This is a genomic window from Streptomyces canus (assembly GCF_001514145.1).
In the GTDB taxonomy this organism is placed as follows: domain Bacteria; phylum Actinomycetota; class Actinomycetes; order Streptomycetales; family Streptomycetaceae; genus Streptomyces; species Streptomyces canus.
This window is the reverse complement of the sequence record NZ_KQ948660.1, coordinates 175,423-201,394: the sequence shown is the minus strand read 5'-3', so window position 1 is coordinate 201,394 and position 25,972 is coordinate 175,423. Positions and strand designations below refer to the sequence as shown.

26 protein-coding genes and 1 pseudogene are annotated in these 25,972 nt (G+C 67.7%); 10 read left to right on the top strand and 17 right to left on the bottom strand.

Going from position 1 to position 25,972, the window contains the following annotated elements; translation table 11 throughout:
• Window positions 1-58: 58 nt before the first annotated feature.
• From AQJ46_RS17685 to AQJ46_RS17630, 12 genes and pseudogenes are all read right to left on the bottom strand, one after another.
• Entirely contained in the window at window positions 59-1,534 is a 1,476-nt protein-coding gene (locus tag AQJ46_RS17685; RefSeq protein ID WP_059206509.1) for a hypothetical protein, read from the bottom strand.
• A 2-nt stretch (window positions 1,535-1,536) separates the two neighbouring features.
• Window positions 1,537-2,385, bottom strand: coding sequence for a bifunctional DNA primase/polymerase (locus AQJ46_RS17680; RefSeq protein ID WP_059206508.1), 849 nt, complete (start codon window positions 2,383-2,385; stop codon window positions 1,537-1,539).
• Entirely contained in the window at window positions 2,382-3,113 is a 732-nt protein-coding gene (locus tag AQJ46_RS17675; RefSeq protein WP_059206507.1) for a DNA cytosine methyltransferase, read from the bottom strand. The genes AQJ46_RS17680 and AQJ46_RS17675 overlap by 4 nt, the downstream gene beginning before the upstream one ends.
• Before the next feature lie 85 nt (window positions 3,114-3,198).
• Window positions 3,199-3,675: a hypothetical protein gene (locus AQJ46_RS17670; RefSeq protein ID WP_059206506.1), complete on the bottom strand. Its 477-nt coding sequence runs from the start codon at window positions 3,673-3,675 to the stop codon at window positions 3,199-3,201.
• A gap of 204 nt (window positions 3,676-3,879) precedes the next feature.
• Complete coding sequence (locus AQJ46_RS17665; protein WP_059206505.1) at window positions 3,880-6,000, bottom strand: ATP-binding protein; 2,121 nt, start codon at window positions 5,998-6,000, stop codon at window positions 3,880-3,882.
• A 96-nt stretch (window positions 6,001-6,096) separates the two neighbouring features.
• Complete coding sequence (locus AQJ46_RS17660; protein ID WP_225887346.1) at window positions 6,097-6,405, bottom strand: hypothetical protein; 309 nt, start codon at window positions 6,403-6,405, stop codon at window positions 6,097-6,099.
• Window positions 6,406-6,407: 2 nt separating this feature from the next.
• Entirely contained in the window at window positions 6,408-6,578 is a 171-nt protein-coding gene (locus AQJ46_RS17655) for a pRL2-8 (RefSeq protein WP_208616943.1), read from the bottom strand.
• A 2-nt stretch (window positions 6,579-6,580) separates the two neighbouring features.
• Window positions 6,581-6,898: a hypothetical protein gene (locus AQJ46_RS17650; protein ID WP_059206504.1), complete on the bottom strand. Its 318-nt coding sequence runs from the start codon at window positions 6,896-6,898 to the stop codon at window positions 6,581-6,583.
• A 1-nt stretch (window position 6,899) separates the two neighbouring features.
• Window positions 6,900-7,289 carry an RRQRL motif-containing zinc-binding protein gene (locus AQJ46_RS17645; RefSeq protein ID WP_059206503.1) on the bottom strand — a complete coding sequence of 130 codons (390 nt, stop codon included), beginning with the start codon at window positions 7,287-7,289 and terminating at the stop codon, window positions 6,900-6,902.
• Window positions 7,289-8,152: a hypothetical protein gene (locus AQJ46_RS17640; protein WP_059206502.1), complete on the bottom strand. Its 864-nt coding sequence runs from the start codon at window positions 8,150-8,152 to the stop codon at window positions 7,289-7,291. The genes AQJ46_RS17645 and AQJ46_RS17640 overlap by 1 nt, the downstream gene beginning before the upstream one ends.
• A pseudogene (locus AQJ46_RS17635) lies at window positions 8,149-8,595 on the bottom strand (Pycsar system effector family protein). Before AQJ46_RS17635 ends, AQJ46_RS17640 begins: the two are co-directional and overlap by 4 nt.
• Entirely contained in the window at window positions 8,592-8,861 is a 270-nt protein-coding gene (locus AQJ46_RS17630; RefSeq protein WP_059206501.1) for a DUF6284 family protein, read from the bottom strand. Before AQJ46_RS17630 ends, AQJ46_RS17635 begins: the two are co-directional and overlap by 4 nt.
• A 775-nt stretch (window positions 8,862-9,636) precedes the next feature.
• Between AQJ46_RS17630 and AQJ46_RS17625 the strand changes: the two genes are divergently transcribed.
• Together AQJ46_RS17625 and AQJ46_RS17620 are read left to right on the top strand one after the other, a co-directional pair.
• The gene (locus AQJ46_RS17625; protein WP_059206500.1) at window positions 9,637-10,395 is read left to right on the top strand and encodes a GntR family transcriptional regulator; all 759 of its coding nucleotides are present in this window, start codon (window positions 9,637-9,639) and stop codon (window positions 10,393-10,395) included.
• Window positions 10,392-11,063 carry an AAA family ATPase gene (locus AQJ46_RS17620; protein ID WP_225887345.1) on the top strand — a complete coding sequence of 224 codons (672 nt, stop codon included), beginning with the start codon at window positions 10,392-10,394 and terminating at the stop codon, window positions 11,061-11,063. The genes AQJ46_RS17625 and AQJ46_RS17620 overlap by 4 nt, the downstream gene beginning before the upstream one ends.
• Window positions 11,064-11,353: 290 nt before the next feature.
• On the opposite strand, the gene AQJ46_RS55465 is transcribed toward AQJ46_RS17620, so the two are convergent.
• The 5 genes from AQJ46_RS55465 to AQJ46_RS17615 all read right to left on the bottom strand — a co-directional run bounded on the left by AQJ46_RS55465 (window position 11,354) and on the right by AQJ46_RS17615 (window position 17,271).
• Window positions 11,354-11,887, bottom strand: coding sequence for a hypothetical protein (locus tag AQJ46_RS55465; RefSeq protein ID WP_159064032.1), 534 nt, complete (start codon window positions 11,885-11,887; stop codon window positions 11,354-11,356).
• A gap of 49 nt (window positions 11,888-11,936) precedes the next feature.
• Window positions 11,937-12,332 (bottom strand): cytidine deaminase family protein, encoded by a 396-nt coding sequence (locus tag AQJ46_RS59040; protein WP_079072326.1) that lies wholly within the window; start codon window positions 12,330-12,332, stop codon window positions 11,937-11,939.
• Window positions 12,325-14,271 carry an NACHT domain-containing protein gene (locus AQJ46_RS52245; RefSeq protein WP_079072325.1) on the bottom strand — a complete coding sequence of 649 codons (1,947 nt, stop codon included), beginning with the start codon at window positions 14,269-14,271 and terminating at the stop codon, window positions 12,325-12,327. The genes AQJ46_RS59040 and AQJ46_RS52245 overlap by 8 nt, the downstream gene beginning before the upstream one ends.
• Window positions 14,268-15,053 carry a 5'-methylthioadenosine/S-adenosylhomocysteine nucleosidase family protein gene (locus AQJ46_RS52240; RefSeq protein ID WP_159064031.1) on the bottom strand — a complete coding sequence of 262 codons (786 nt, stop codon included), beginning with the start codon at window positions 15,051-15,053 and terminating at the stop codon, window positions 14,268-14,270. Before AQJ46_RS52240 ends, AQJ46_RS52245 begins: the two co-directional genes overlap by 4 nt.
• Before the next feature lie 478 nt (window positions 15,054-15,531).
• Window positions 15,532-17,271, bottom strand: a complete 1,740-nt coding sequence (locus AQJ46_RS17615; RefSeq protein ID WP_059206498.1) for a dolichyl-phosphate-mannose--protein mannosyltransferase — start codon at window positions 17,269-17,271, stop codon at window positions 15,532-15,534.
• 85 nt (window positions 17,272-17,356) lie between these two features.
• On the opposite strand from AQJ46_RS17615, the gene rsmI reads away from it, so the two are divergent.
• From rsmI to AQJ46_RS17575, 8 genes are all read left to right on the top strand, one after another.
• Window positions 17,357-18,205, top strand: a complete 849-nt coding sequence (gene rsmI, locus AQJ46_RS17610) for a 16S rRNA (cytidine(1402)-2'-O)-methyltransferase (RefSeq protein WP_057610426.1) — start codon at window positions 17,357-17,359, stop codon at window positions 18,203-18,205.
• 246 nt (window positions 18,206-18,451) lie between these two features.
• Window positions 18,452-18,841 carry a hypothetical protein gene (locus tag AQJ46_RS17605; RefSeq protein WP_059206497.1) on the top strand — a complete coding sequence of 130 codons (390 nt, stop codon included), beginning with the start codon at window positions 18,452-18,454 and terminating at the stop codon, window positions 18,839-18,841.
• Window positions 18,842-18,887: 46 nt separating this feature from the next.
• Window positions 18,888-19,772, top strand: coding sequence for a TatD family hydrolase (locus tag AQJ46_RS17600; RefSeq protein WP_059206496.1), 885 nt, complete (start codon window positions 18,888-18,890; stop codon window positions 19,770-19,772).
• 118 nt (window positions 19,773-19,890) lie between these two features.
• Entirely contained in the window at window positions 19,891-21,237 is a 1,347-nt protein-coding gene (locus AQJ46_RS17595) for a resuscitation-promoting factor (protein ID WP_059206495.1), read from the top strand.
• 35 nt (window positions 21,238-21,272) lie between these two features.
• Window positions 21,273-22,148, top strand: coding sequence for a 16S rRNA (adenine(1518)-N(6)/adenine(1519)-N(6))-dimethyltransferase RsmA (rsmA, locus tag AQJ46_RS17590; RefSeq protein ID WP_059206494.1), 876 nt, complete (start codon window positions 21,273-21,275; stop codon window positions 22,146-22,148).
• The gene (locus AQJ46_RS17585; RefSeq protein ID WP_059206493.1) at window positions 22,145-23,038 is read left to right on the top strand and encodes a 4-(cytidine 5'-diphospho)-2-C-methyl-D-erythritol kinase; all 894 of its coding nucleotides are present in this window, start codon (window positions 22,145-22,147) and stop codon (window positions 23,036-23,038) included. Before rsmA ends, AQJ46_RS17585 begins: the two co-directional genes overlap by 4 nt.
• Before the next feature lie 84 nt (window positions 23,039-23,122).
• Window positions 23,123-24,925, top strand: a complete 1,803-nt coding sequence (locus AQJ46_RS17580) for an ABC-F family ATP-binding cassette domain-containing protein (RefSeq protein WP_059206492.1) — start codon at window positions 23,123-23,125, stop codon at window positions 24,923-24,925.
• Between the two features lie 232 nt (window positions 24,926-25,157).
• Window positions 25,158-25,835 (top strand): helix-turn-helix transcriptional regulator, encoded by a 678-nt coding sequence (locus tag AQJ46_RS17575; RefSeq protein WP_059206491.1) that lies wholly within the window; start codon window positions 25,158-25,160, stop codon window positions 25,833-25,835.
• Window positions 25,836-25,972: the final 137 nt, after the last annotated feature.

The following is a 25,972-nucleotide window of genomic DNA, read 5'->3' as shown; positions in this document are numbered from 1 at the left end:
AAGAGGAGCACGCCTGTCCGGTGGTGCTCCTCTTGCTGTTCGGTCTGTGCCCCGTCGGTCAGAACGCCTGTTGCTCGTGTTCCGGTGGAGCGGGCGAGCGGGTCATTTCGATGTAGCGGCCCTCTTTGGTACGGCCGGAGTCGATGAGCACGCCGCGGGCGGCGAGGGTGGGCTGTAGGCGTTTGAGGCGGTCGGAGAGGACTTTGCCGGTGGTCGGCCACCCCTTGGGCAGCGGACGGAAGTCCTCGCCGCTGTAGAGGCGGGTGAGGCAGTGCAGCCACTCTGTGGACGTCATCCGCTGCTCTACCCCCGGTTCGAGAGTGCTGGCGTGCGCAAGGACGGTCTGTGCCAACAGGTCGCCCTCGATGACGTCGTCGTTGAGGTCGTCGAGACTGGCCCGGTAGGCGGCGAGCGCCCCGAGGCCGGTTGCGGCATCGAGCTGGGCGCACAGGTGTGCAAAGTCCGCCATCCGCAGATCCGTGGGCGTCTCCGCTTCCGCCGCACGGACCTTGACGGCCAGGTCCAGGAGCGAGCCCAGCACCACAGGCAGCACTTCCGCGTACTCAGCCCACAGTTCCGCCTCTGTGCGCCGCACCCGCGGGCGTTCCAGGCGCAGCGGCAGGAGCCGTTCGGCGAGGTCGGGCCGGATGACGCCGACGTCGATACCGGTCAGCAGCAGGGGGCGACGGTAGCCGACGCGGAACACGTCGCCGTCGGTGAACAGGGCCCGCTTGACGCTCTCGGCGCCGGTAACGATGCAGCACATGGCGTCCGATAGGTCCGGCGTCATGTGGGAGAGGTTGTCCAGGGCGGTGACCCAGCCGGCCGCCACCGCCGCGATCAGGTTCTCCTCATCCTTCGGGGCGCGGCGCAGGTCCCCGCTCATGCCCTCGATGATCCGCACGAGCATCCGCCCCCCGGTGGACTTGCCCGCGCCCTGCGGTCCGGTGAGGAACGGCGCGGGCACGGGCACGGACGGCCCCAGGCAGCCGATCAGCCAGGCGATGGCCAGGCATTCGGTTTCCGCGGTGGCGAAGTTGCACAGCCGCATCAGGGCATCGATGCCTTTGCCGCCTGTGTCCTTGGCGGGCAGGGGGAGTTCGCCGGTGAGCTGGGTGCGCCGCCAGCACACTTCGCGCGGGTCGGGGGTGAGGATGTCCCAGCCGGTGGGGTGGATACGGACGGACTGTCCGTCGTTACGCCCGAGGTCCAGCCAGGTTGCCCCGTCGAATCCGGGGGCGACGCGGATGTTCACCGCGTGCGTGTCCTCGTACAGCGCGAGGGCTTCGATCAAGTCCAGCGCCTCCTTGAGCGCGGTCCCGTTGAACACGCCGACCCCGTCCTTGAACAGGCCGACCATGAGTTCCTGGCGGTGGCTGCCGGTGGTGCCCTGGGAGCGCATCGGGCGGGCCACGGGGTGGCCGTTCTTCTGCGCGTATACGGTGCCGTCGGCGGTGCGGAAGTACCGGAAGTGGCTCTGTGCGTAGTCGGTGATGACCTTGCGGGCGGGGTTCTTCTCGTCGTCCTCGGACATGGTCACAGTCCCAACCTGGTGCGGGCGTTGGTCCACGCATCCGTGCAGTGCCTCGCCGATTCGCCCTTGGCCTGCGCCGCGGTGAACAGCCGCGCAACGTGGGTGTCGGTGAGGCATCCGCACCCGCCGTGGGCGGACAGCACGGCCAGGAAGGTGCGGTAGACGGTGGCGTGGACCGCGTTGCGGGCCTCGGTGATGCGCTGCACGCCCATGGCGATGCCACGCTCCAGATAGGCGGGGGTGCGGTGGCGGCACTCCTCCTGCCCGCCCCTGAGGGGCACTGTGAGCGTCTGTGACGTCTTGCGGGCTGGGGTCGGCTCCTTTACCACCAGGGCGCGCACAGAGCCCGGCAGAGCGGTAGGTGTGCCGGTGCCGGATCCAAGCCAACGGGCGTACTGCATAAGGGACTTGATGTCCACACCGGACCGAACCCCGTTGGCGGACTGCATGACGCCCTGGTAGATCCAGTGCTCACCCCGGGTGGTACGCACGATCCGGGTGACGGGCAGCGTCTCGCGGGCCCACACGAGGGCTTCCGTGTTATCGAGGTCGACGACGGTCAGACCGGCGCCGCCCGGGTGGTAGGCGACCGCCGCCGCTTCCCGCCACGCGCGCGCCCACTCCTGAGTGCTCAGAATGGTGGGGTCGGTGGTGGCGGCGGCCCATCCGTGGCACGGCGCCGGGCAGGTGCAGGGGCCGGGGGTCTTCATGTTCGGCCGGCCGCCGCACGCGTTGTGGGCGCAGGCCGGGCAGTTCCCGAACGGCAGCTTCCCGGCCCGCAGGGGCAGGGCCGGAACACCGGCTGCCGCGAGGTCGAGCGCGGTCCGCAGGTGGGTGATCGCGGTGCTCATGCGACTGCCTCCAGCGTTCCCGCGTCGGCGAGGAATGCGCGGCCGATGAACTCGCTGTAGGCGGGCGGAATGGCTTCGGTGAGTTCCTCGCGCACGTCGGTCCAAGTGATGCCCATGGCCTCTTGCAGCTCCGGGATGGACGGCTTGCCTCCGCCGTTGCCGTAGGCGGCGACGTACGGGCCGTCGAAGTAGGCGCCGTGCCGGTAGCCGCGTACGCGGCCCCGATGCCGCACGTGCGCCGGCTGCGTGGTCGTCCAGCGGCCCAGCTCGAAGTTGCGATGCCGGATGACTCCGAGACCGAACATCTCGCCGCACAGGGTGAGGTCTTTGCGGATCTCCGCGCGGCCGTTGGGCTGCTCGATGACGAAGGGCAGACCGGTGAGTTCGAGCAGGGCGCGGGTCGGTGCGACCAGGTCCACATGGGTGCCGCCCCATCCCTGCGAGGCGTTGGTGCCCACGGTCAGGGTGCACTTGTCCTGGCAGGGCGGTGAGGCGTGCACGAACGCGTACCGGTGGATCTCCTCGGTCGCGATCAGGTGGGCGAGGTATTCGAGCGCGTCGCCCCGGTGGTGCGTGAAGGGGTAGTTCGGTCGGTCGGCGATGTCGCATCCGTCCAGGTCGAACCCGGCCCGGTGATAGCCCACGGCGGCGCCGCCGGCGCACGAGAACAGATCCAGCACGCGCGGCCGTGGGGTGCGCTCTCGCCGGATGTCAGTGGGTTGGGTCATGCTGGAGACCTCCAACAGGTCTGTTGAGGACTGGAGACCAGGGCGGCCCCGGACTTTGGCGAGACGGGGGCCGCCCTTGGCGTCGCTACTCGTGGTTGTTGGTCTTGGCCCACACACCGGTCGTGCGGCTGTGGACGTTGCGTCGGTCCTGGTAGACGGGTCCCTCGTAGTGGTGGTGGACGTCCGGGGCGGGCTTGGCCTTGGTGGCGAGCCGGGCGAGGGCGAGCACGAGGGCGGTGGGGGCGCCGAACACGAGGCCGCACACGAGCGGGTCGGCGAACTGCGAGAGGTACATGAGCACGGCCGCGGTGCCGCCGACCATGGCGGTGGTGGTGCCGCCGGCGAGCATGAGCACGCTCGCGTCGGTGGCGCCCTGGCTCATCGGGGGCCGTCCCGGCTGCACGACGGGCGGGTTGGTGCCGTAGGCGGGGGCCGGGGTGTCGTCGCGGTAGGCGGTGGGCCGGTAGGCGTCGGCGATGATCCGGCGAGCTTCAACGGCGGCATCGTCCTCGGTCATTCCGGCGTCCGGCCGGACGCTGCCGGGGGTGGTTTCGGGGTACATGCGGAATCCCTTTCGGCGAGTGTTCAGGGAGGCAGGGACACCCCCTTCGGGGTGCGCTCTGGAGGGGGTTTTCGGGGGTTGACCTGCGCCGCCTCCCTGCCTCCCTGATTGATCATCTGTGCAGGTCAGGTCCAGGGAGGTGGGGCAGGGAGGGGGTGAGGGAGTTCTCCCTGCCTCCCTGCCCCGGGCGGGGTCGGCTCCCTGCTATCCGGCGTCGGAAGCGGAATGGTCGGTGTCGCGGTTGGTGAGGGCGCGTGAGACGCGTTCGGCACCCACGACCATGCGGCCGTCCGACTTGTAGGGCTCGGCTCCGGTGCCGTCCAGGACGCGCTTGAGGTCGATGAACGACCACTTGCCGTAGGTGTCCGCGTCCAGTACGGCCAGCCGCTTGAGGACGTCCTGAGTGAGCACACGCGGGGCGTCCCCGAGTACGGCGGCGATGTCGGCGAGCGCGTCGCGCTGCTCGCCCCGCTCGATGACGGTGAGCGTGGTGACGCCGTCGCGCAGGGCCTTGGCGCGCTCGATGATGGCTTCGGCCGCATCGTCGTCGATGTAGTGCGTGCGCACCGTGATGGACGCCTGCCCGGCCGGAATGTCGATGCCGGACGACGCGAGGACCAACGTTCCCTGATCCAGCCCCGGACGCAGCAGGTTCGGGGCGGCGCCCCCGTCGACTGCCTTGTCCCCCAGCGCCATCCGCGCCTGAGACTCGGTCCCGAGGGCGAGCGAGGCACGGGTGTGCGCCCCTTCGCGGACCAGCTTGGGCAGGTTCTGGTCGGTGGGGTCCTGCGTGCCCTGCCACATCAGCACGTTCACCGCGCGACCCTGGTTGTGAATCTTGCGGACGGCCATGAAGTACCGCGAGGTGGCCTTCGAGCCGCCGTAGGGGCGCTTCTCGTCGTCGAGGACCGGGCACATGAACGCCATCTGTGCTTCGTCGACGATCACGATCAGGGCGGGGAACACCGTTCCGGGCGGGGCCTGGATGCGGCGGTTCATCTCCTCCACCGCGTCCTCCACCATCTCGGTCACCTGGATGACGTGGTCATCGGTCGGGCCCTGGATCAGCCGGGCGGCCAGGCCCAGGAACTTGGCCCAGTCGCCCACGCCCTTGAGGTCTCCGATCCAGAACTGCACCGACTTGTCGAGCGCCAGCCACAGGGCCAGAGAGCGCAGGGCAACGGTCTTGCCTTGGTTCGACAACCCGGTGATCAGGAGGTGGCGCTGATACAGGCTCAGCGCTGCCATGTCGCCGCGCAGGTCCTGACCCCACGGCGCCTTGCCCTTGGCGTAGTCGGCGGTCATCGACTCGTCCGTGACCAGCGGCGACGGCCCGATCGGCTCGTCCAGGGCGCCGGAGTCGGCAACCCACAGACGGACCGTGCGGGCGGCGGTGGGGATGGTGATGAACACCTCGTGCTCGTGCCGGGTCAGGTTCTCGGCGAGCTTGCGGCGGCGCTGCTGTACCTCGTTCGTCGACACCCCCGAGGGCAGGGTGACGTCGACTTCGACGCCGCATCCGGCGATCCGGATCGGGCCCAGCATGGCCGCGCCGGCGTCGCCCATCTCCTTGATGGCGTTGCGCATCGCCGGGATGCCGAGGTCGCGCAGGGCCTTGACGACGATGGACGGGGTGATCGGCTCACCCTCGCCGCTGCGGACGTTGGCCGGCATGACCCAGGCGGGGGCAGCCTGCTGCTTGCTGCCGACCGCCCACATGCCCAGCAGGGCCAGCAACGGGCCGATCACGAGGGCGGGACCCCATACGACCTGCACGATCCTGATCAGCACGCCGATGAACTCGACCGTCGCCGCAAGCGGGGTGATGACATCGGTGATGTCGTGGTTGTTGATGGCCATCACGACCCCGAGCGCGACCAGCACGCCGATGCTCATGCCGACGCCGACCCCGACGCCCTTGGCCACGTCTACGGGTGAGTGGAGCAGGTCCATGCGGCGGCGGTGGCGGGCCTCGCGGAAGCGCTGCAACCGCTCCTCCCACTCCTCGGCGACCTCGTAGTTGCCCGCGGCTTCGGCGGCACGGAGCATGCGTTCGTAGCGTGCGCCGGTCTTGCCGTCCCAGGTGCGGCGGGCCACGATCCGGCCCCCGTTGACGGTGTAGAGGCCGTGCCGGGCCACGGTGCGGGCGGTCGTCTTGGTGGTCTCGTGCGTGACGACGGTGCGCACGGCGCGCCCGGAGCGCACCCACAGCGGTGTGGGCTTGGCCGGAGCGGGGTCGGGGACCACGGTCAGCGTGGTCACGGATGCGTCGGCGGGCGGTTCGGGGTCGGGGTTCTTGTGGAGGCTGATGACGTTCTCGGACATGCTGAACGTGCTCCTGACTGCCCCGAGCAGGGGCGGGAGGTTGAGGAGTTGCCGGGGTGGCCGGGTCCGTGGCAGGGGCGGCCACCCCGGGGCAGATCAGCGGCCTTCGCGGGCACGGTTCTCCGCGTGGCTGAGCTGCGAGGGCTTGGTACGCGGCCCGTCGATCCAGCAGAACGGCCGCAGGGTGTCAGCGGCCGTGAAGACGCGGACGGCGGCGCCGGGCCGGGCGTCGGGCAGCGGGTACACGCGGCCCCGGTCGAGCGAGGCGAGCAGGCGGGCGCCATGGTGCTCGCACCCGTCAGCCCCGGCACCGGTCGCGTCCAGCACGGTCACGGCGACCGGGCCGACACAGGCGGTGGGATCTTGCGGGTGAGCGGCGGGGCAACGGGGGTGGTCCATGCTCATGCTCACCACCAGCTCGACTTCTTCTTGGGCACCAGGTAGGGGCAGCCGTTGTTCATGTGGTCCAGGCACGGCTTGCAGTCCTGGCGCGGCTTCAGCGCGCGGTGGATGCGCTTGTTGTGGGCGTGCTCCCAGCACTGTGGGCACTCACCCGGGGGCGTCTCGGTGGCGGCCATGCTCACCACCAGCCCGAGGACTTCTTGGCGGCCTTGTCCTTGGCGGCCTCGGTGACGAGCCGCTGACGCTCGCCCTGCAACGCGGTGAGTTCGGCGATCAGCCGGGTCTCGGCGGATGTCGAGACGTTGTCCATCTGCCGTTCGGCGCGGGCAGTGCTCTTGCCCCGCGCCACCCGGTAGGAGCCACCGACCAGACCCCGCAGCACCTGACGGCGCTCCTGGCTGGTCAGCGGCCACATCTCACCGTTGCGGACCGCTTCCAGCTTGCGCTCGGTCAGCCTGATCTCCTTGTCCAGGCGACGCGTGCCCGGCTTACCCATGTCAACTCCCCTTCTGGGAGGTCTGGTTGGCCTCGACGCAGATCCCGCACATACCGTGCCGGCGGGAAATGCAGTAGCTGTAGATCACTCCGCAGGCCGTGCAGGTCTGGCGGGCGAGCATCGCCAGGGCGAGGGCGCCCCACTTGCGCGAGGTCATCGGCCGGACTGGCAGCGCGCAGTCGACGCGGTACAGATAGGCCACGCGCGGGCTGCCTGCTCGGCGGTTGATGCGCATGGCCTGCGCGGCGATCGACTGACCGCCCGGACGCAGCCCCAGGGCCCGTAACTGCCTTCGGGTGGCCAACCCGTCCGGGGCCAGGCGCCACGGGTACGTCGGTATGCCGTGACGGGCGCCAGAGGGGTCGTAGCACTTGCCGTAGGCGCCGGACATCAGGCAACCCGCTTCCAGGCCGCCCGGAGGCGGACCTCGGAGGCGGAGTGGCCGGCCGCGCGGAAGCGCAACGCCATCTCCCGGTACGACAGGGCGGGGGTCTGACTGGTGCGGATCGTGTCGACGAGCGTGTCCAACTCGCTGTCACTGAGTGCGGACGGGACCGACTCCAGCGCGGCAACGGGCTCGACAGCGCCCCATACGGGGAGTTCCCAGCGGGGTGTGACGTCGGGTGTGACGCGGCTCGTCACGCTGGTCAGTGCCCTGCCGGTGTCCTCGCCCCGCCGTGCCTCCTCCAGCGTGGACCATGCTCCGGCGAGGGTTTTGGCGGTCTTGGCCTGGACGCGTGCGACGCGGGCCCCGGCCCCGGTCACGGCGGTCAGCCGGGTCTCCTCCGAGGTCGCTTCCGCCCGCAGGCGGGCGCGGGCCACGGCAGCTTCGTCGCGGGCCTCCTGCTGGATACCGCGGATCGCGTCCAGTGCCAGCGGGGTCAGCGCAGTGCGCTCCCACAGACCATGGACCAGCCACAGGGCCTTGGCCGCAATCGGCAACCACGCCACCGCCAACCAGGCGGCAGACGCGTCGGAGGTGAGCGCGTGAGCGACCAGAAAGCCGGTAGCGACCAGACCGAACAACCAACCCACGGCGGTCACCACGCGGCTGTGGTCGCCCTGAGCGGCCAGGCGGCGCTCGTAGGCGAGCGTGGCCAGCCAACCGCCGTCGATACCCACACCGACCACGAGAGCGACCAGCCACGGCACCGCCGTGCCCAGCCACATCAAGACCACCGCGAGGGTCAGCACCATCGACACGGCCGTCATCGCCACGGCCGGCAGAACGGTCTTGGTGTTCTTGGTGTTCATGCCGCACCCCCGAGGGCGAGAACGACGGCGAGGATGAGCAGGGTGCCGCCGGTCAGGGTGAGGTCGACGGCGCGGCGCAGGCCGGTGAACTTGATCACCGCGAGACGGGACAGGCCCGCAATGTCGGCGGCCAGATCGCCGGCAACAGCATGGGTGATCTGCTCGGGGGTGAGGGTGGCTCACAGCGGGAAGCCGTGCCGGCCGGACAGGTTCGGCCGCACCGAACGCAGCAGCAGACCAGCCGCCGTGATCAGCAGCGCCATACCGAGGCCACCCGCGAGGCCCACGGGCCAGTTCAGGGGCAGGTCGGCGGCGATCGTCCAGGCTCCGGCGAGAACGGCGCCGATGAAGGCCAGCAGCAGTGCGACCTTGTTGTCGGTCCGCGCGATCTCCGCCTTCACTTCCGCGTGCGCGGCCGTCAGGCTCTGCGTCGGGGTGCTCATGCAGCACCTCCGGACAGCGTGACGCCGGTGGTGCGGTTGACCAGGGCCAGACCCTCGACCAGCACCCGACGCCGGGCGCGGCGGATACGGCGGGTGTCCAGCTCGGTCGGGGTGCGGTCAAGGGTGATGATCTGCGCGTCGAGCAGGTCGACGCGAGCCAGGATCAGCGGCATCTCCTGCTCGATCGCGTCCAGCTCCGCATCCGTCGGCTCCATGAAGTCGGCGAACGCGGTAACAGCTTCCTGAACAGTGACGATGTGGTCCATTGGGTCGTGGTTCCTCTCACAGGTGGTACGGCCCGAACAGCGGCCCCGGAGTTGCACCTCCGGGGCCGCGCGCCGTTGAAGTCGGAAGATCCGGCTCCCCGCGCTCCCGTCCGTCCCCCTGTCGTAAGTGCAGAACGGGGTACGGGCGGGAGAGGCAGCCGGCCGCAGCGTCAGGCGCCGCGAAGCCAGGACGGACCGGAAGGGACAGGGCGCCGACGGCCGGCCCATCACGGCGGCGCCTTGGTTTGTCGTCGGCTCATGCCGACCTCCCGCGAATCGCAGGGACACGGCTTCACCGGATGCTCCGTTGCCACGGAGCACGCCGGTCCCGAGCCAGAGAATCGGGCGCGTCATCGTCACTGCTCTGACGCCAGCAGGGCGGCGCGTAACAGGTGGCAGACGAGGGGCTGACATCCCGAAAGGAAGGGATGATTCCCACGCTGTTTTCCCAGAGCTGGCACGCAGGGCGGGATAGGTGCACCCGCCGCGAAGTGGCCGCCAACGGCCATCACCCCGGCCGTTCAGGGGACGGGCCTCGTAGCCCGTCAGAGTTGAATCTCTATTGAATTCTCAACGAACGACCGCTGCCTTCGTACTGACCCCTGCGGGCTTTCCTCCGGGCGACACCCGTCATGAGCACGGGCGCATCAAGCTGCTGCGGCTTCCGGTCGACGTTCCGACCGGTGAGCACATCCCTAAGGTTCCCTAGGGTTCCCTGCGGTGTCAAGCGGTAAGCTAGGGAACCTCAGGGAACCGAGACAAGGGAGCAGGCGAAATGGCCGGTCAGGCCGACAACCGGGCGCCGTACGCGAAGATTGCGGCCCACTACGCGGAGCTGATCACGTCCGGCCAGCTACAGCCGGGAACGCTCCTGCCGAGCATCAAGAACCTGTCGGAAGAGTGGAGCGTGAGCACAGCCACAGCCGAGAAGGCGTTGCGCAAGCTGCGCAACGAAGGCTTGATCCGGGGCATCCACGGGATCGGGACGGAAGTTCTGGACCAGCCTGGACCGATGTCATCCGGATCTCAGCGTCAGGACCGGGGCCGCCGTACAGGATCAAGTTGGGGGTCGGGCGAACGGTCTGACTCGCACACGGCTGGTGTGGTCCCTGCGCCCGTGGACGTGGCTCAGGCGCTGGGTATCGAGCCTCGCTCCGACGTGGTTCGTCGGAGCCGGGTGTACCGGGACCGGCACGGCATCGTGGCGCACAGCACGTCTTGGATCCCGGCTCGGTACGAGAAGCTGATCCCGCAGTTGGCGAAGAGCGAGCGATTGACCGGGGGAACTTCACTTCAGCTCATCGCTGAGGCGACTGGCCTCCCGATCAGTCACCGGATCGACACCGCCTCAGCGCGCACGTTGACGGCGGAAGACACTCAGCTCTTGGAGCTTGACCCGAAGAACCCGCCTACAGAGCCCGTTGTCGTGATGACCGCGAAGTTCATCGACAGCGAGAACAACGTCGTGGAATACGGCGTTGACCTCGGTGGCCCTGGTCGCACATGGCGGACAGAATCGGAGGTTTCCTCGTGACGACCTTGGATGACACGCTCTTGAGCGTGCTTGAAGATCGGATGGGCGGTTTACTTGCTGCTCGCCGTAACGGCACGCTCGCACCCGAAACCGAAGTGGAAATCTCTGCGATCTCCCAGACCCTCACGAGACCAATGACTGCACGTGCGCCGTTCTGCGTCCTCATGGCCGGGCTTCCTGGTTCCGGCAAGACCACGCTTTCCCGAGTCCTCACCGACCGCGGGTTCGTACGCCTGTGCCCGGATGAGGAGATGTACCGCCGGCACGGCGTGTACGGGGTGGACTTCCCCCGAGGCACCTTCCCCACCCTCGAACGGCCGGTCCTTGAGGACGTGGCTGTCGAGCTACGCGAACTACTTCAGGCGGGGCGGGACGTCGTAGTCGATCACGGCTTCTGGACCCCCGAGGATCGTGCCCGGTGGCGCAGCATCGCCACCGACGCCGGCGCCACTTCACTGCTCGTCTACCTCGACGCAAGCCATGATGAACTCTGGTCAAGGATCAACAAGCGCAATGAGTTCCACGCCGACGATCCGAACTCGATCTACTTTTCCGAGAGCGACCTTCAGCGCTACCGCACCCGCTTCATTCCTCCCGAGACAGGCGAACCGCACCTCACCTACCACGGCGATCCCGCGGCTGTGATCGCGGCACTGGACAGTGAATGAGTGCCCTAGGCGCTGCGCGAGAGGCAGTTCGGGTTGGGTCACCATGAGGTCATGGCGACTACTCAGCCGCATCGCCACCTGCATCCCATTATGGCGTGCTCGCGGGCCATCTCCAACTGTCGGACTGCCCGGCAGGGAAGTAGGCAACGTCCGGAAAAGCACCGCTGCAGGCATCTGCACCTGTTGCAACCGCGCCACCAAGGCAAGGCACGGTCAAAAGCACCTGGGCACTGGCTATATATCCGCAGATTCTGAGATGCGGCTGATATCGACCGCTACGAAATGCTGACTCAGATAGAGCCGTCACGCGAATAGTCGGCAAATCGACTAAAGGCGCCGATCAACAGGATTACTGCTACGCTCTCCAGGATTCCCAGAAACCATCCGGCGATGCCGGGAGATTCTTTGCCGAAGAAGATAGCCAATGCGACCGCCGACGGGAGGCAAAAGGTGGCGATGTCGACCCCGATTTGTACTTTCTTCCGCCATACACGGTCGACATCCGAGCGATGATAACTCTCCCATCCGAGGATTGCATCACCGCTAAATCCCTGTCGGTTCAGTTCAGGTAGTAGCTTCTCGCGGACGTATCGACCGATGGAAGAGATTTTCTCGTCGTTGACTAGATAAGTCCATCCTAGGACAGAAACGGCGAAAGGTGGAATTAGCAGTGTATACGCGCGCCCTGCACCACCGAAGTAGAATGCGAAAATGGCGCCGGCCGTGGCCAGAGCCACGTAGATAAGGTTATCTCGAAATCCAATGCGGCGTACTTGCTCCTCTTTGAGTCTTTCGTATTCAACCTTGATGATTTCGTAAGTCACTTACTGCCCGTCCTCTGTAGTGGACCGCGCACCCTCATGATCTACCCGGTCAATGTGGATAGAAGGGCATCAGGTCTTTTGCCTGAAGCTCGTGGTTCACTTCTCCCGGGCGCCTCTCGCTGATCACCCAACAATCGTCGCCACCGATCTCGAAAATCCAATCCATGCAACTCCCGCAGGGGGTGAATCTTTCTCGTTCGGCAGCGATGACTACGGCCACCAGTCTTCCGCCGCCGGCAGCTACGAGCGACGAAATGGCATTAGTTTCAGCGTGGATGTCGTGAGACCTGAACCTGTGCTCAACGTTGCAGCCTTGGAAGATGCGCCCATCAGCAGCCAAGGCGGCACAACCAACTGGCGTGGGACCGTGAACCCTGGCGTAGGATCGCGCATCCCATGATGCGTGTGACAAGGACAGTCGTTGCTCCGGCGTCAGCTCAATCACTTGAGCCTCCGCTTGATGAAATGCTCGCCATCAGCGTATTCCACCTATCTTGTTGAAACGAATTGCGGGACGTGCTTGCCAGTTGTTGTACGAGCGGCGCTACGACCTGCGGCCAGTTAAGAGGCTGCGGGCGAACATCAAGGACTCTGGCCAATTCTTGCAACATTTTCACATCGAGATTGTCTGCTGCTAGTTGTTCCCCTAGCCATGCGACAATTCCGCTCCTCAGGGAGATCTCATCCGTGTTCGCTGCAACTTCAACCAGCGCGCGTACAGCCCCGTACCTAACCCATTTATCGGGATCTCTGATCAAGGATTTGATCACTGTTGCGGTTTCGGGGCCGGGATGGAGTCCCAGCACATGAACAACCCGCCAGCGAGTCACGGGCGAAGCATGCCGAGCGATAGCGAGAAGTGCCTTCTTGCCGTCTGCTGTAAGCCTGCATCGTCGGAGTACATTGGCAAGTGTCCAAGCTTCGACAGGGTCGTCGGAAGCCAGACTTTCGACTATATCGGCGCCGACATACTCGCCATCTTTGATGGTGAAGATGGTTCGCCAGCGAATGAAAGATGGGTTGGTCGAAGTCACCTCTTCGACGACTCTGAAGAGTTCCGCTCTGCTTGACGCGTTCAGCATTTCTTTAGCGGTGTCTGACCCGTTGAGTCTGAGAGCGTCAGTAGCCGCCTGAACCGTGGCTGCGACAGGATCCCAACGCTTATCGGCAAGCATGGCCAAGAGTTCCACTTGCATTTCGCGCGTAACGCGTCCAGGCACGAGAGAGTATGCCGCGCCAAAGTAATTCCAGTCGTACACCAATCGAACGAAATTGTCCGCAACCGCTGGATTGTGAATCTGATCCACGGCAAGACGCAGGGAATCAAAGGAAGCGGCACCCGTGGTGACAACATCAAATGCGCCGGGGCCCCAAGTGCTCCTGTTTCGGACTAGATGGCGGGACGCCAGAAAGTCATGAAATAGGTGATGGGCGAACCAGGCAAAGGTGGCACTCGTGCGAATTAAATCGTTATCTTTGAGTGTTTTGAAGAGCGGTTTTTCCACACGATCTTTGAAGTCTGTCAACGGGATCAGCATTCCTCTTTCGCGGGAATAAGATGCGTAACAGACTTCGCTTAGAGTGTTGAGTCCTGTTGCGTTTACGTGAGCCATCTTTGAAAAGTAAGACTCAATCATTTTGGCGGCACTTCCATCAGTTAGATGGAAAGTTGTTGCCTTGTCGAGAAAGAATGGGTTCTTGAACAGTTCAAGAGCTGCTTCTGGAGGCTTGTTGACTTCCTGAGTTGTACTCCAGAACTTTTCTACTTGACCTTTCGAAAGGGGGAGTACCGTGGCAAGCGTCCAGCGGTCGAGTGGTACTTGCCGTCTGACAAGGCGTTCACTCACGATGACGCTGATAAAGGGAAACCTTCTGGCTAGCTCATCTAGCGCGTCAAGTGCGGGTTGCGACAGCTCTCTCGGAATCTCGTTTAGCCCATCCGCAAGCAGCAATAGCATCGGGACTTCCGACGAGCTGGTCAGTACCGGCTTCAATGATGGACGGCTCAAGCCGATTAGAGCCTGAACGACTGATTCAGGCTCCGTGCTCCTGATCGCCGAGGGGAGATCTCTCAGCGGAATCCAGATCGGAATAACATTTGCAGTGTTGGCGGCAGCCGAGGCGCCAGCTCGCGCTAGAAGGTGCGTCTTGCCGCTGCCAGCCTCTGCTGATAGTAGAACTCGGCCCGACTCTATTGCCAACTGAGCAAGATCTTCTTCCGGCGCCACTTCATCCCATTGCCCAGAGATGAGTTGATCATATGAATTAGGAAGTGCGATTGTTAGGCTGAAGGGGGTGCGGCCACGACTGATCTTCGTGAAGAAATCGAGAGCATCCCCTTTCATGTTCGCCCAAACTGCTTCTTCTTCCCTGGTGGCGGTCATGCCGCGACCTCCGGAGTGCGCCGTGGATCTGGTTCCATTTCTACGATATCTGTTACGACTCGCCAAGTGAAGTGGCTCGCGATTGCGCAGGCGTACGGTCGCCACAGCTTACGACTCTCATCGTTCTGCGGATCATCGATTATGTCTGACACGCTTCGTACGATGAGCAAGCGTGGATTGTATTGTGGATTATTTCGGGATGCTGCTACCCCTCGGCATAGACCTACCGACTCCATATCGATGGCTACAGCTTCATCGTAGTCCTGCACGATTCGTTGTTGCTCTTCCGAATTAGGGTCGCCATAGATCTTATCGCCAGCTACGAGGCTCTCGATGTGCACCTTGGGGTGGCAATCTTCGGGGAGTTCACTCTTGAGTTCATCTGTGAGCCACGAATGGTCATCTCTTAGTGGAGCCACATAATCCTGGTGCAGATTAATGGATGGATAATCGAACGGGATGTATCGTCGACGTGCACCTTGGCTACTCAATTTAGCGAAAGAGCAGTAGTGGATATAGGGGGGAATGATTACGTCACCGACTGAAACATCTGCACGTCCATTGATTCCGCCGGCGATCCCGCATAGCACGAGAAGTTCCGGTTGCCAGTGCTCGATTACATCTCTAACCTTCTCACCTGACTGGATATTGTTTCGATCGATCTCTCGGTGGACGACGTTCGGGTACTTGGGATCGCTGCCCTCGGCGACGTAATAAGGTTTCCCCCGCAGGCGCTGCGTTAGGCCCCCGACCTCTCTGAAGGCTTCGCTCTCCTCCTGCACGGCTGTCAGTACTGCCACACGGGCGTGGCCAAGTCGCCCACCGGTAAGCGGCATCGTGTCCCCCCTGGAGTCAACCCCAACACGGTTAACGCTTTCGCGCCGTAGTCGCAGATGTTACTTCCGTGACTGCGTGGCGGGGAGGTCTATGCCCGGGGTGGTGTCTCTGCCTTTAGCAGGCGTGCTGCACCGCACCTTGAGAGTGAGCCAGACCGGGCTGCCTGTGGCTCGTGCAGACTGCGACGCGTACCGAAGCGCCGCTCCCGGCGGTGCTCTACAGGGGGCTTGTGTCCCCAGGGGGAGCTGCTGCGGTTATATGGGCTGGTCAGAGCGGGTTGAGCCAGCCCACTGCGAATACTGCGAAGTGCCGGAGCTGGGCCGTCCTCGGGCCGTCCGAAGGGGACCGACGACAGCCGCTAACGACCAACAACGACCACGAGGGCGTAGCCGATCGCCGCGCCCTCGTGGTGTGTCTGCGCAGCTAGACCCAGGTGTCCAGCCACATCCGCGACCGCCAGCTGTCGATCGGGATCGCCGTTCCCGTGTACAGGGGCCAGAAGTAGATGAAGTTCCAGGCGATCAGGAGGACCAGGACTCCGGCGGCCGTGGCGCCCGCGACCCGGCGGGTGTCCTTGGCACCCGGGGGGCCGACGAGGGCGCCGATGAGCATGGCGACGGCCAGGCAGAGGAAGGGGAGGAAGACGATCGTGTAGAAGAAGAAGATCGTGCGTTCCTGGTAGTGGAACCAGGGGAGATAACCGGCCGCGATGCCGCAGGCGATGGCGCCCGCGCGCCAGTCGCGGCGGAAGAACCAGCGCCACAGGACGTAGAGGATCGCGAAGCAGGCGGCCCACCACAGCAGCGGCGTGCCGATCGCCAGGACCTCGCGGGCGCACTTCTCGCCCGCGTCGGCCGGGCAGCCGTCGGTGCCGGGCGCGGGGGACTCGTAGAAGTACGAGACCGGGCGGCCGTCGACGATCCAGCTCCACGGGTTGGACATGTACGTGTGCGGCGAGGACAGGCCGACGTTGAACTTGTAGACCTCGTGCTCGTAGTGGACCAGGCTGCGCCACCAGTCGGGCAGGAAGGTCCAGCTGCCGCCCCTGCCGTCGTTCGCGGCCCAGTTGCGGTAGTAGCCGCCTGTGCCGTTGGCGGGGGAGAGGATCCAGCCGATCCACGAGGTGACGTAGGTGACGACGGCGACCGGCACCATGGCCAGGAACGCGATGCCGAGGTCGTACTTGACGACCGCCTCGTAGGGGCGGCGCGCGCCCGCGACCTTGCGGGAGCCGACGTCCCACAGGACCGTCATGATGCCGAAGGCGATGAGGAAGAAGAGGCCGTTCCACTTGGTGCCGATGGCCAGGCCGAGGAGCAGGCCCGCCAGCCAGCGGTAGGGGCGCCACCCCAGGCGCAGGGTGTCCGCGATGTGCGCGTCGGGGCGCACGAGGCCGTAGGAGTCGACCGGCAGCGCGGCGGCGAGTTTCTCCCGTGCCCGGTCGCGGTCGATGACCAGACAGGCGAACGCGGCCAGCACGAAGAACATCAGCACACCGTCGAGCAGCGCGGTCCGCGCCATCACGAAGGCCAGGCCGTCCACGGTCATCAGCGCGCCCGCCAGGCAGCCCAGGAACGTGGAGCGGAAGATGCGGCGGCCCACCCGGCACACGATCAGCACCGACAGCGTCCCCAGCAACGCCGTCATGAAGCGCCAGCCGAACGGGTTGAACCCGAACATCAGCTCGCCGAGTCCGATGACGTACTTCCCGACCGGCGGGTGCACGACATAGGCGGCGTTCGTCGGGAGCGGAACGTTCCCGTTGTTGTTGAGGATCAGACTGTCGACGTTCTTGTCCCAGCTGAGCTCGAAGCCCCGGTGGACGAGCGCCCACGCGTCCTTGGCGTAGTACGTCTCGTCGAATATCACCTTCTTCGGGCTGCCCAGGTTCCAGAACCGCATCAGCCCCGCCACCAGCGTCACCAGCAGCGGCCCGAGCCAGCCCGACCAGCGCGCGATCCGCTCGGCGAGCACCCGGGGCACACCCAGGACCTGCCACATCCGCGGACTGGGCGCGACGAAGGGCGGCACCAGGCGCTCGCGGACGTCGCTTCTGGCCTCGGGCATGTAGCCGAAACGGCGCAGCCTCTGCTGCCACGACGGCCGCCGGTCCTGGGGGGCCTGGTCCTGCCGGGTGTCCGTGGAGGACGCGGTACTGGTCACCGCGCCATCGTAAGGAACGGCGCTGTGTGAGTCCCGTGCATGGGCGGATGCGTCCGGTTCGGGGCGCCCCTGGGAGGATGGGGGCGTGACTGGAACCCTTGTCTTGGCGGGCACCCCCATCGGCGACATCGCGGACGCTCCTCCCCGGCTCGCGGAGGAACTTGCGGGCGCCGACGTGGTGGCGGCCGAGGACACCCGGCGGCTGCGGCGCCTGACCCAGGGGCTGGGTGTGACGCCCAAGGGCCGGATCGTGTCGTACTTCGAGGGCAACGAGGCCGCCCGTACGCCCGAACTCGTCGACGAACTCCTCGGCGGCGCACGCGTGTTGCTTGTCACCGACGCCGGGATGCCCTCGGTGTCCGACCCCGGGTACCGGCTGGTCGCCGCGGCGGTCGAGAAGGACATCCGCGTCACGGCCGTGCCGGGGCCGTCCGCCGTCCTCACCGCGCTCGCGCTGTCCGGCCTGCCCGTCGACCGCTTCTGCTTCGAGGGGTTCCTGCCGCGCAAGGCCGGTGAGCGGCTCTCCCGGCTGCGGGAGGTCGCCGGCGAGCGGCGCACCCTGGTGTACTTCGAGGCTCCTCACCGGCTCGACGACACGCTCGCGGCGATGGCCGAGGTGTTCGGGACGGAGCGGCGGGCGGCGGTGTGCCGGGAGTTGACGAAGACGTACGAGGAGGTCAAGCGGGGGACGGTGGGCTTTCTCGCCGAGTGGGCCGCGGAAGGGGTCCGGGGGGAGATCACCGTCGTGGTCGAGGGGGCGCCCGAGAAGGGGGCCGAGGAGATCGACGACGCGGAGCTGGTGCGCAGGGTGCGGGTGCGGGAGGAGGCGGGCGAGCGGCGCAAGGAGGCGATCGCCGCGGTGGCCGTCGAGGCGGGCGTACCCAAGAGGGTTGTTTTCGATGCGGTCGTCGCGGCGAAGAACGCCCCTTCCTGACGCGCCGCATGAGGTGGGTCACACCCGCTCTGAGCAGGGCGCATGACTTCTGAGCGTGCGCCCCATGTGCCGGCAAAGCGGTGTCTCGGAATGCAAAGCTCCGCGCCGCCTCACGGGGCGGTTCGGCAAGGAACGTCCAAATCGCCTCCAACAGTCGACAGGGCTGTCGCGCTCGGGTCCGGGGAGGCGTCCACTGGGGTGAGGGACGTACCCGTCCTTCGAACCAGCGGACACACAGGAGCTGGCATGAGCGAGATCGCAGGGCACCCCGGTGCGACAGCCGTCGTCAACGAGTCCTATTCCTTCGCCTGCATGCGCTGCGGGCACGGGTGGGAGCAGTCGTACGAGATAGAGCACCACATCGACGGCGACGGCCGGGAATTCGTGCAGTACGTGGTGGACGGACAGGTCGTGCCCTCTCCGCTCTCCAGGCCCGCGTGCGAGAACTGCGACCACCACGTCGTACGGATCATGCGGCCCGGCCGGGTCGCGTCCGCCCGTGACGCCGCGCACCAGCAGCACCGCACGCCCCCCGCCGGGCCCGTGGAGGCGCCGACGGCCGGGGGCGAGGAGCCGGGAGAGCACCACTGGCACCTCGCCGACCTGCTGCACGTGTTCCAGCGCAAGGCGAGCTGACCGCTCCGGCATCCGGATGGGCATGCCCCTTTCGTAGGATCGGGGCATGCCTTCGAACAGCCCCCGCGAGAAGAACGCGGCGCCGCCGCTCCCGGAGCCCCTCCGGGTGCCGGTCGCCGACTCCCACACCCACCTGGACATGCAGGACGGGACCGTGGAGGAAGGGCTCGCGAAAGCCGCGTCGGTCGGGGTGACCACGGTCGTCCAGGTCGGCTGCGACGTACGGGGCTCCCGCTGGGCGGCCGAGACGGCGGATCGGTACGACGCCGTCCACGCCACTGTCGCCCTGCACCCCAACGAGGCGCCCCGGATCGTCCACGGCGACCCCGACGGGTGGTCCCGGCAGGGGGAGCGCAAGGCAGGGGGCACGTCGGCGCTCGACGAGGCGCTCGCGGAGATCGACCGCCTGGCGGGGCTCCCGCAGGTCAAGGGCGTCGGCGAGACGGGCCTCGACCACTTCCGTACCGGGCCCGAGGGCAAGGAGGCGCAGGAGGCGTCCTTCCGCGCCCACATCGAGATGGCCAAGCGGCACGGCAAGGCGCTCGTCATCCACGACCGCGACGCCCACGCGGACGTCCTGCGCGTGCTGAAGGAGGAGGGCGCTCCCGAGCGCACCGTCTTCCACTGCTACTCCGGTGACGCCGAGATGGCGGAGATCTGCGCAGGTGCCGGATACTTCATGTCCTTCGCCGGCAACGTCACCTTCAAGAACGCCCAGAACCTGCGGGACGCGGTGGCCGTGGCGCCGCTCGAGCTCCTGCTCGTGGAGACCGACGCGCCCTTTCTGACGCCGGTGCCGTACCGCGGACGGCCCAACGCCCCCTATCTCATTCCGGTCACGGTGCGTGCCATGGCCGCCGTGCGCGGCATCGACGAGGACGCGTTGGCCACGGCACTCGCCGCCAACACCGCACGCGCCTTCGGGTACTGACCCCATCGAACGTAACTCCGGGTAGTCGTGTCACTTTGGAGAGTGACGAACGCTCCGCTAGGTTCTGTGGGCCCGATCCGGACCCCGCTGGACCCCTCGGCCCCTGGAGCGTGTCGGCGTGAGCAACTCGCAGTACGAGACCTACGAGACGTACGGGCCCTACGAGCCGTACGGCCCGCCCCCCGCCGATCCGCACACCGCGGAGACGCTCGCGTACGGGCTGTACGGGGCACCGGACCCGGGCCGGACGCTGCCGTACGAGGACACCTACCGGCCCGCGTACGAGGAGTCGAACCCGGCGCCCATGCCGTCCCCGCGGGCCGAAACGGGCCGGGCCGCGCACCGGCGCAGGGCGCGGTACGCGGAGCGCCCGGACAACGCGATGCGCCGACTGCTTCCACAGGCGCTGGTGGTCGCGTTCCTGGCGGGCGGTACCACCGCGTTCGTCGCCAAGGACAAGGCGATCGAGCTCAGCGTCGACGGCAAGCCGCGGACCCTGCACACCTTCTCGGACGATGTGACCGAACTGCTCGCGGAGGAGGGAGTCGCGGTGGGCGCGCACGACGTCATCGCCCCCGGGCCCGGTGAACGGCTCGCCAGCGGGGACGAGGTCGCGGTGCGGTACGGGCGTCCCGTGCGGCTCACGCTCGACGGGCACCGGCGTGAGGTGTGGACCACGGCACGGACCGTGGACGGGGCGCTCGAACAGCTGGGGGTGCGCGCGGAGGGCGCGTACGTGTCCACCTCACGCTCCCGGCCGATCGGGCGGGAGGGGCTCGCGCTGGATGTGCGGACCGAGCGGTCCGTGACGATCATGGCGGACGGCCGGGCGCGGACGATCCGGACCAACGCGGCGACCGTGGGGGAGGCCGTCGAGGCGGCCGGGATCACGCTGAGCGGCATGGACACCACCTCGGTGGCGCCGGGGAGTTTTCCGCGCGACGGGCAGACCGTCACGGTGCTGCGGATCACCGGGACGAGGGAAGTGCACGAGGAGCAGATCCCGTTCCGCGAGGAGCGGACCGAGGACGCCTCACTCTTCAAGGGCACGGAGGTCGTGGAGCGGGCCGGGGTACCGGGGGTGCGACGGGTCACGTACTCCCTGCGGACCGTCAACGGTGTCAGGCAGAAGCCGCGGCGGATCAGGGTCGAGTTGGTGCGGGAGCCCCGGGCGCAGAGGGTCAGGGTGGGCACGAAGCCGATGCCCACGTCCGTGCAGGGAGCGGACCATCTGAACTGGCAGGGCCTCGCGGTGTGCGAGTCCGGGGGGCGGCCGAACGCGGTGGATTCCTCCGGGACGTACGGAGGGCTGTACCAGTTCGACACGAGGACCTGGCAGGGGCTGGGCGGCTCGGGGCGACCGCAGGACGCGCCTGCGGCGGAACAGACCTTCCGCGCGAAGAAGCTGTACGTACGGCGGGGCGCGAGCCCGTGGCCGCACTGCGGAGCCCGCCTGCACGGGTGAGTGGAGCACTCACCCCGCCCCGTACTCTTGGGGCCGTGAGCAGCAGCCCCTCCCCAGACGCCCTCCTCGGCCCCGCCGACATCCGTGAACTCGCGGCCGTCCTAGGGGTCCGCCCCACCAAACAGCGCGGCCAGAACTTCGTGATCGACGCGAACACGGTCCGCCGTATCGTCAGGACCGCGGGCGTCCGCCCCGACGACGTGGTGGTGGAGGTAGGACCCGGGCTCGGCTCGCTCACCCTGGCGCTGCTGGAAGCGGCGGACCGCGTCACCGCCGTGGAGATCGACGACGTCCTCGCCTCCGCACTGCCCGCGACGATCGCCGCCCGCCTGCCGGACCGGGCCGACCGCTTCGCCGTCGTGCACTCGGACGCGATGCACATCACCGACCTCCCCGGCCCCGCGCCGACGGCACTGGTCGCGAACCTGCCGTACAACGTCGCCGTACCCGTGCTGCTGCACATGCTCGAGACCTTCCCGACCATCGAACGCACCCTCGTCATGGTCCAGGCGGAGGTCGCCGACCGGCTCGCCGCGCCGCCCGGTTCGAAGGTGTACGGCGTCCCGTCCGTGAAGGCCAACTGGTACGCCGAGGTCAAGCGGGCCGGGTCGATCGGCCGCACCGTCTTCTGGCCCGCACCGAACGTGGACAGCGGGCTCGTCGCGCTGACCCGGAGGACCGAGCCCATCAAGACCACCGCGTCGAGGCGCGAGGTGTTCGCGGTCGTCGACGCCGCTTTCGCCCAGCGCCGCAAGACGCTGCGGGCCGCGCTCGCCGGATGGGCGGGGTCGGCCGCCGCCGCCGAGACGGCCCTCGTGGCGGCCGGGGTCTCGCCCCAGGCCCGCGGTGAGTCGCTCACCGTCGAGGAGTTCGCCCGCATCGCTGAAAACAAGGAGCCCGGTCAGCAGTGAGCGTCACCGTCCGCGTCCCCGCCAAGGTCAACGTCCAGCTCGCGGTGGGCGCCGCCCGCCCCGACGGCTTCCACGACCTGGCCAACGTCTTCCTCGCGGTCGGCCTCTACGACGAGGTGACCGTGACGCCCGCCGAGGAGCTCCGCGTCACCTGCGCGGGACCCGACGCCGCCGAGGTTCCCCTCGACCGTACGAATCTCGCGGCCCGCGCGGCGATCGCCCTCGCGGAGCGCCGCGGGCTCGACCCCGCCGTGCACCTGCACATCGCCAAGGACATCCCCGTGGCCGGCGGCATGGCGGGCGGCAGCGCGGACGGGGCCGGTGCGCTGCTGGCCTGCGACGCGCTGTGGGGGACGGGTGCCTCCCGTGAGGAACTGCTCGAGATCTGCGCCGAGTTGGGCAGTGACGTGCCGTTCAGCCTGGTGGGCGGGGCCGCGCTCGGGACGGGCCGCGGGGAGAAGCTGCGCACCCTCGAGGTCGGCGGCGAGTTCTCGTGGGTGTTCGCGATGGCGGAGCGCGGGCTGTCGACCCCGGCCGTCTTCCGGGAGTTCGACCGGCTCACCGAGGGCCTCGACGTCCCCGAGCCGGTCGCCTCCGAGGACCTGCTCGACGCGCTGGCCGGGGGCGACCCGGACGCGCTCGCCGCCGCCGTCTCCAACGATCTCCAGCCCGCCGCCCTCTCGCTCTTCCCGGAGCTCGCCGACACCCTCGCGGCCGGCAGCGCGGCGGGCGCCCTCGCCGGGCTCGTCTCGGGCTCGGGCCCGACCACGGCGTTCCTCGCCCGTGACACCGGGGCGGCGGCGAAGATCGCGGACGCACTGCGCGCCTCCGGCACGTGCCGGACGGTGCGTGTCGCGTCGGGGCCGGCTCCGGGTGCGACGGTGATCTGATCCGGCTGAAGAGCCGCGGGGCGAGGGGATGTCGCGCGCCGGACTACCCTGGAGGGTCGATCGATCCCCCTGGGCAGGAGAGAAATGGCCGTCAATCTGGTCAATGTCGAGAACGTCAGCAAGGTGTACGGCACCCGTGCCCTGCTGGACGGTGTCTCGCTCGGCGTCTCCGAGGGCGATCGCATCGGCGTCGTGGGCCGCAACGGCGACGGCAAGACCACCCTGATCCGCATGCTCGCCAAGCTGGAGGACGCCGACACCGGGCGCGTCACGCACTCCGGCGGGCTGCGGCTCGGCGTGCTCACCCAGCACGACTCCCTCGACCCGACGGCCACCGTGCGGCACGAGGTCATCCGGGACATGGCCGACCACGAGTGGGCCGGCAACGCCAAGGTCCGCGATGTGCTGACCGGACTGTTCGGCGGGCTCGACCTGCCCGGCTTCCCGCAGGGCCTCGACACCGTCATCGCGCCGCTCTCCGGTGGCGAGCGCCGCCGTATCGCCCTCGCCAAGCTGCTCATCGAGGAACAGGACCTGATCGTCCTCGACGAGCCCACCAACCACCTCGACGTCGAGGGCATCTCCTGGCTGGCCAAGCACCTGCGCGAGCGGCGCTCGGCGCTCGTGTGCGTCACCCACGACCGGTGGTTCCTCGACCAGGTCTGCACACGGATGTGGGATGTGCAGAAGGGCGACGTCTTCGAGTACGAGGGCGGGTACTCCGACTACGTCTTCGCGCGTGCCGAGCGTGAGCGGATCGCCGCCACCGAGGAGACCAAGCGGCAGAACCTCGTCCGCAAGGAGCTGGCGTGGCTCAGGCGCGGCGCCCCCGCGCGGACGTCCAAGCCGCGTTTCCGCGTGGAGGCCGCCAACGAGCTCATCAAGGACGTGCCGCCGCCGCGGGACAGCAGCGAGCTGATGAAGTTCGCGTCGTCACGGCTGGGCAAGACGGTCTTCGAGCTGGAGGACGTGACCGTCCAGGCCGGGCCGAAGGTGCTGCTGAAGCATGTGACCTGGCAGCTCGGTCCGGGTGACCGGATCGGCCTGGTCGGGGTCAACGGCGCGGGGAAGACGTCCCTGCTGCGGGCCATGGCCGAGGCCGCGCGGACCGAAGGCGAGACCCAGCCCGTGGGCGGACGGGTCGTGGTCGGCCGGACCGTCAAGCTCGCCTATCTCTCGCAGGAGGTCGCCGAACTCAACCCCACGCTGCGGGTGCTGGAGGCCGTCCAGCAGGTGCGGGAGCGCGTCGACCTCGGCAAGGGGCGCGAGATGACCGCGGGGCAGCTGTGCGAGACCTTCGGCTTCAACAAGGAGAAGCAGTGGACGCCGGTCGGGGATCTCTCGGGCGGTGAGCGGCGGCGGCTGCAGCTGCTGCGGCTGCTGATGGACGAGCCCAACGTCCTCTTCCTCGACGAGCCCACCAACGACCTCGACATCGAGACCCTGACCCAGCTGGAGGACGTCCTCGACGGCTGGCCCGGCTCGATGGTCGTCATCTCCCACGACCGGTTCTTCGTCGAGCGCACGACCGACCGGGTCTTCGCGCTGCTCGGGGACGCCACCCTGCGCATGCTGCCGCGCGGTATCGACGAGTACCTGGAGCGGCGGCAGCGGATGGAGGAGGCGGCCGCGGCTTCGGCGCCGGTGGCGGTGAAGCCGGTGGCCGAGAAGAGCTCCGCGGATCAGCGGACCGCGAAGAAGGAGCTCCAGAAGATCGAGCGGCAGCTCGACAAGATCTCCGCGAGGGAGAACAAGCTGCACGCGCAGATCGCCGACAACGCCACCGACTTCGCGAAGGTGGCCTCCCTCGATGCCGAGCTGCGGGATCTCGCCGGGGAGCGGGAGGAACTGGAGATGCGGTGGCTGGAGCTGGCCGAGGACGCGTGAAGGTGCGGCACATCATCCTCGAATGACAGGAAAGCCAGGAATTAAGCTCTTCCGGGACACTTCTCACCGGTAGGGGAAGCGCAACGTCGAACTAGCGTGTAGCTTCCGGGGGCATGAAGGGCGGGGGTGCTGGGAGAGTGCCTCTGTCCGTGCGGATCAGAGGGCATCCATAGTGGGGCCTTCACGCGGATCCATGGGGGGACTGGGGGGTTGCTCGATGGGAGTTCGGCTCATGGTGGTCGACGACCACCGATTGCTCGCCGAGGCACTGGCCTCGGCGCTGAAACTGCGCGGGCACCGAGTGCTCGCGGCGGCGGCGCCCGCCGCGGGGGCGGCGGAGCTGGTGATCAGCCGGGCGCCCGAGGTGTGCCTGCTGGGGACGGCCACGCCGGCCGAGCCGGGGATGTTCGACCCGGTCGTGCGGATCAAGCGGGAGCGGCCGCAGGTGGCGGTGCTGGTGCTCGGCCCGGTGCCCAGCCCTCGGGGGATCGCCGCCGCTTTCGCCGCGGGGGCCTCCGGTTATGTGCGGCACGACGAGCGCATCGAGGGAGTCGAGCGGGCGATCATGAAGGCCCGGGCCGGGGAGGCGGCGGTTGCCCCGCAGTTGCTGCAGGGGGCGTTCAGCGAGCTGTTGAACCCCGCGGCCCAGCCGGACGACGAGGGGCAGCGGCTGCTGCAGATGCTGACACCCAGGGAGGTGGAGGTGCTGGTGCGGGTGGCCGACGGCGAGGACACACGGCTGATCGCGGCGGGGATGGGGATAGCGCCGTCCACCGCCCGTACCCATGTGCAGCGGGTACTGATGAAACTGGGCGTGGGATCCCGGCTGGAGGCGGCGGCGCTGGCTGCTCGGACGGGATTGCTGGACCGGGCCGGCCCTGTGGGACAGCGGCAGCCTCCGGCGGTTTGACGGGGTTGTGAGCGGATTCGGTGGGGGTGTGTGTAGCCGCGCAACGGACGCCGGCCGCTGCGGGCGGACACCCCCCACCCCGTCCCCTTCGCGCCGCCAAGGGCCCGTCGCGGCGCAGGTGACTGCAACCCCCTGGG

Excerpts from the sequence above, each read along its gene's own strand:
- AQJ46_RS52245 (WP_079072325.1), bottom strand. The coding sequence starts at position 14,271 with ATGACCGCCACCAGGGAAGAAGAAGCAGTTTGGGCGAACATGAAAGGG.
- AQJ46_RS17645 (WP_059206503.1), bottom strand. The coding sequence starts at position 7,289 with ATGTCCGGCGCCTACGGCAAGTGCTACGACCCCTCTGGCGCCCGTCAC.
- AQJ46_RS17680 (WP_059206508.1), bottom strand. The coding sequence starts at position 2,385 with ATGAGCACCGCGATCACCCACCTGCGGACCGCGCTCGACCTCGCGGCA.
- AQJ46_RS17605 (WP_059206497.1), top strand. The coding sequence starts at position 18,452 with ATGAGCGAGATCGCAGGGCACCCCGGTGCGACAGCCGTCGTCAACGAG.
- AQJ46_RS17675 (WP_059206507.1), bottom strand. The coding sequence starts at position 3,113 with ATGACCCAACCCACTGACATCCGGCGAGAGCGCACCCCACGGCCGCGC.
- AQJ46_RS17630 (WP_059206501.1), bottom strand. The coding sequence starts at position 8,861 with ATGGACCACATCGTCACTGTTCAGGAAGCTGTTACCGCGTTCGCCGAC.
- AQJ46_RS17660 (WP_225887346.1), bottom strand. The coding sequence starts at position 6,405 with ATGAGCATGGACCACCCCCGTTGCCCCGCCGCTCACCCGCAAGATCCC.
- AQJ46_RS17670 (WP_059206506.1), bottom strand. The coding sequence starts at position 3,675 with ATGTACCCCGAAACCACCCCCGGCAGCGTCCGGCCGGACGCCGGAATG.
- AQJ46_RS17640 (WP_059206502.1), bottom strand. The coding sequence starts at position 8,152 with ATGAACACCAAGAACACCAAGACCGTTCTGCCGGCCGTGGCGATGACG.
- AQJ46_RS17575 (WP_059206491.1), top strand. The coding sequence starts at position 25,158 with ATGGTGGTCGACGACCACCGATTGCTCGCCGAGGCACTGGCCTCGGCG.
- AQJ46_RS17580 (WP_059206492.1), top strand. The coding sequence starts at position 23,123 with ATGGCCGTCAATCTGGTCAATGTCGAGAACGTCAGCAAGGTGTACGGC.
- AQJ46_RS17600 (WP_059206496.1), top strand. The coding sequence starts at position 18,888 with ATGCCTTCGAACAGCCCCCGCGAGAAGAACGCGGCGCCGCCGCTCCCG.
- AQJ46_RS17625 (WP_059206500.1), top strand. The coding sequence starts at position 9,637 with ATGGCCGGTCAGGCCGACAACCGGGCGCCGTACGCGAAGATTGCGGCC.
- AQJ46_RS17665 (WP_059206505.1), bottom strand. The coding sequence starts at position 6,000 with ATGTCCGAGAACGTCATCAGCCTCCACAAGAACCCCGACCCCGAACCG.
- AQJ46_RS17655 (WP_208616943.1), bottom strand. The coding sequence starts at position 6,578 with ATGGCCGCCACCGAGACGCCCCCGGGTGAGTGCCCACAGTGCTGGGAG.
- AQJ46_RS17685 (WP_059206509.1), bottom strand. The coding sequence starts at position 1,534 with ATGTCCGAGGACGACGAGAAGAACCCCGCCCGCAAGGTCATCACCGAC.
- AQJ46_RS17650 (WP_059206504.1), bottom strand. The coding sequence starts at position 6,898 with ATGGGTAAGCCGGGCACGCGTCGCCTGGACAAGGAGATCAGGCTGACC.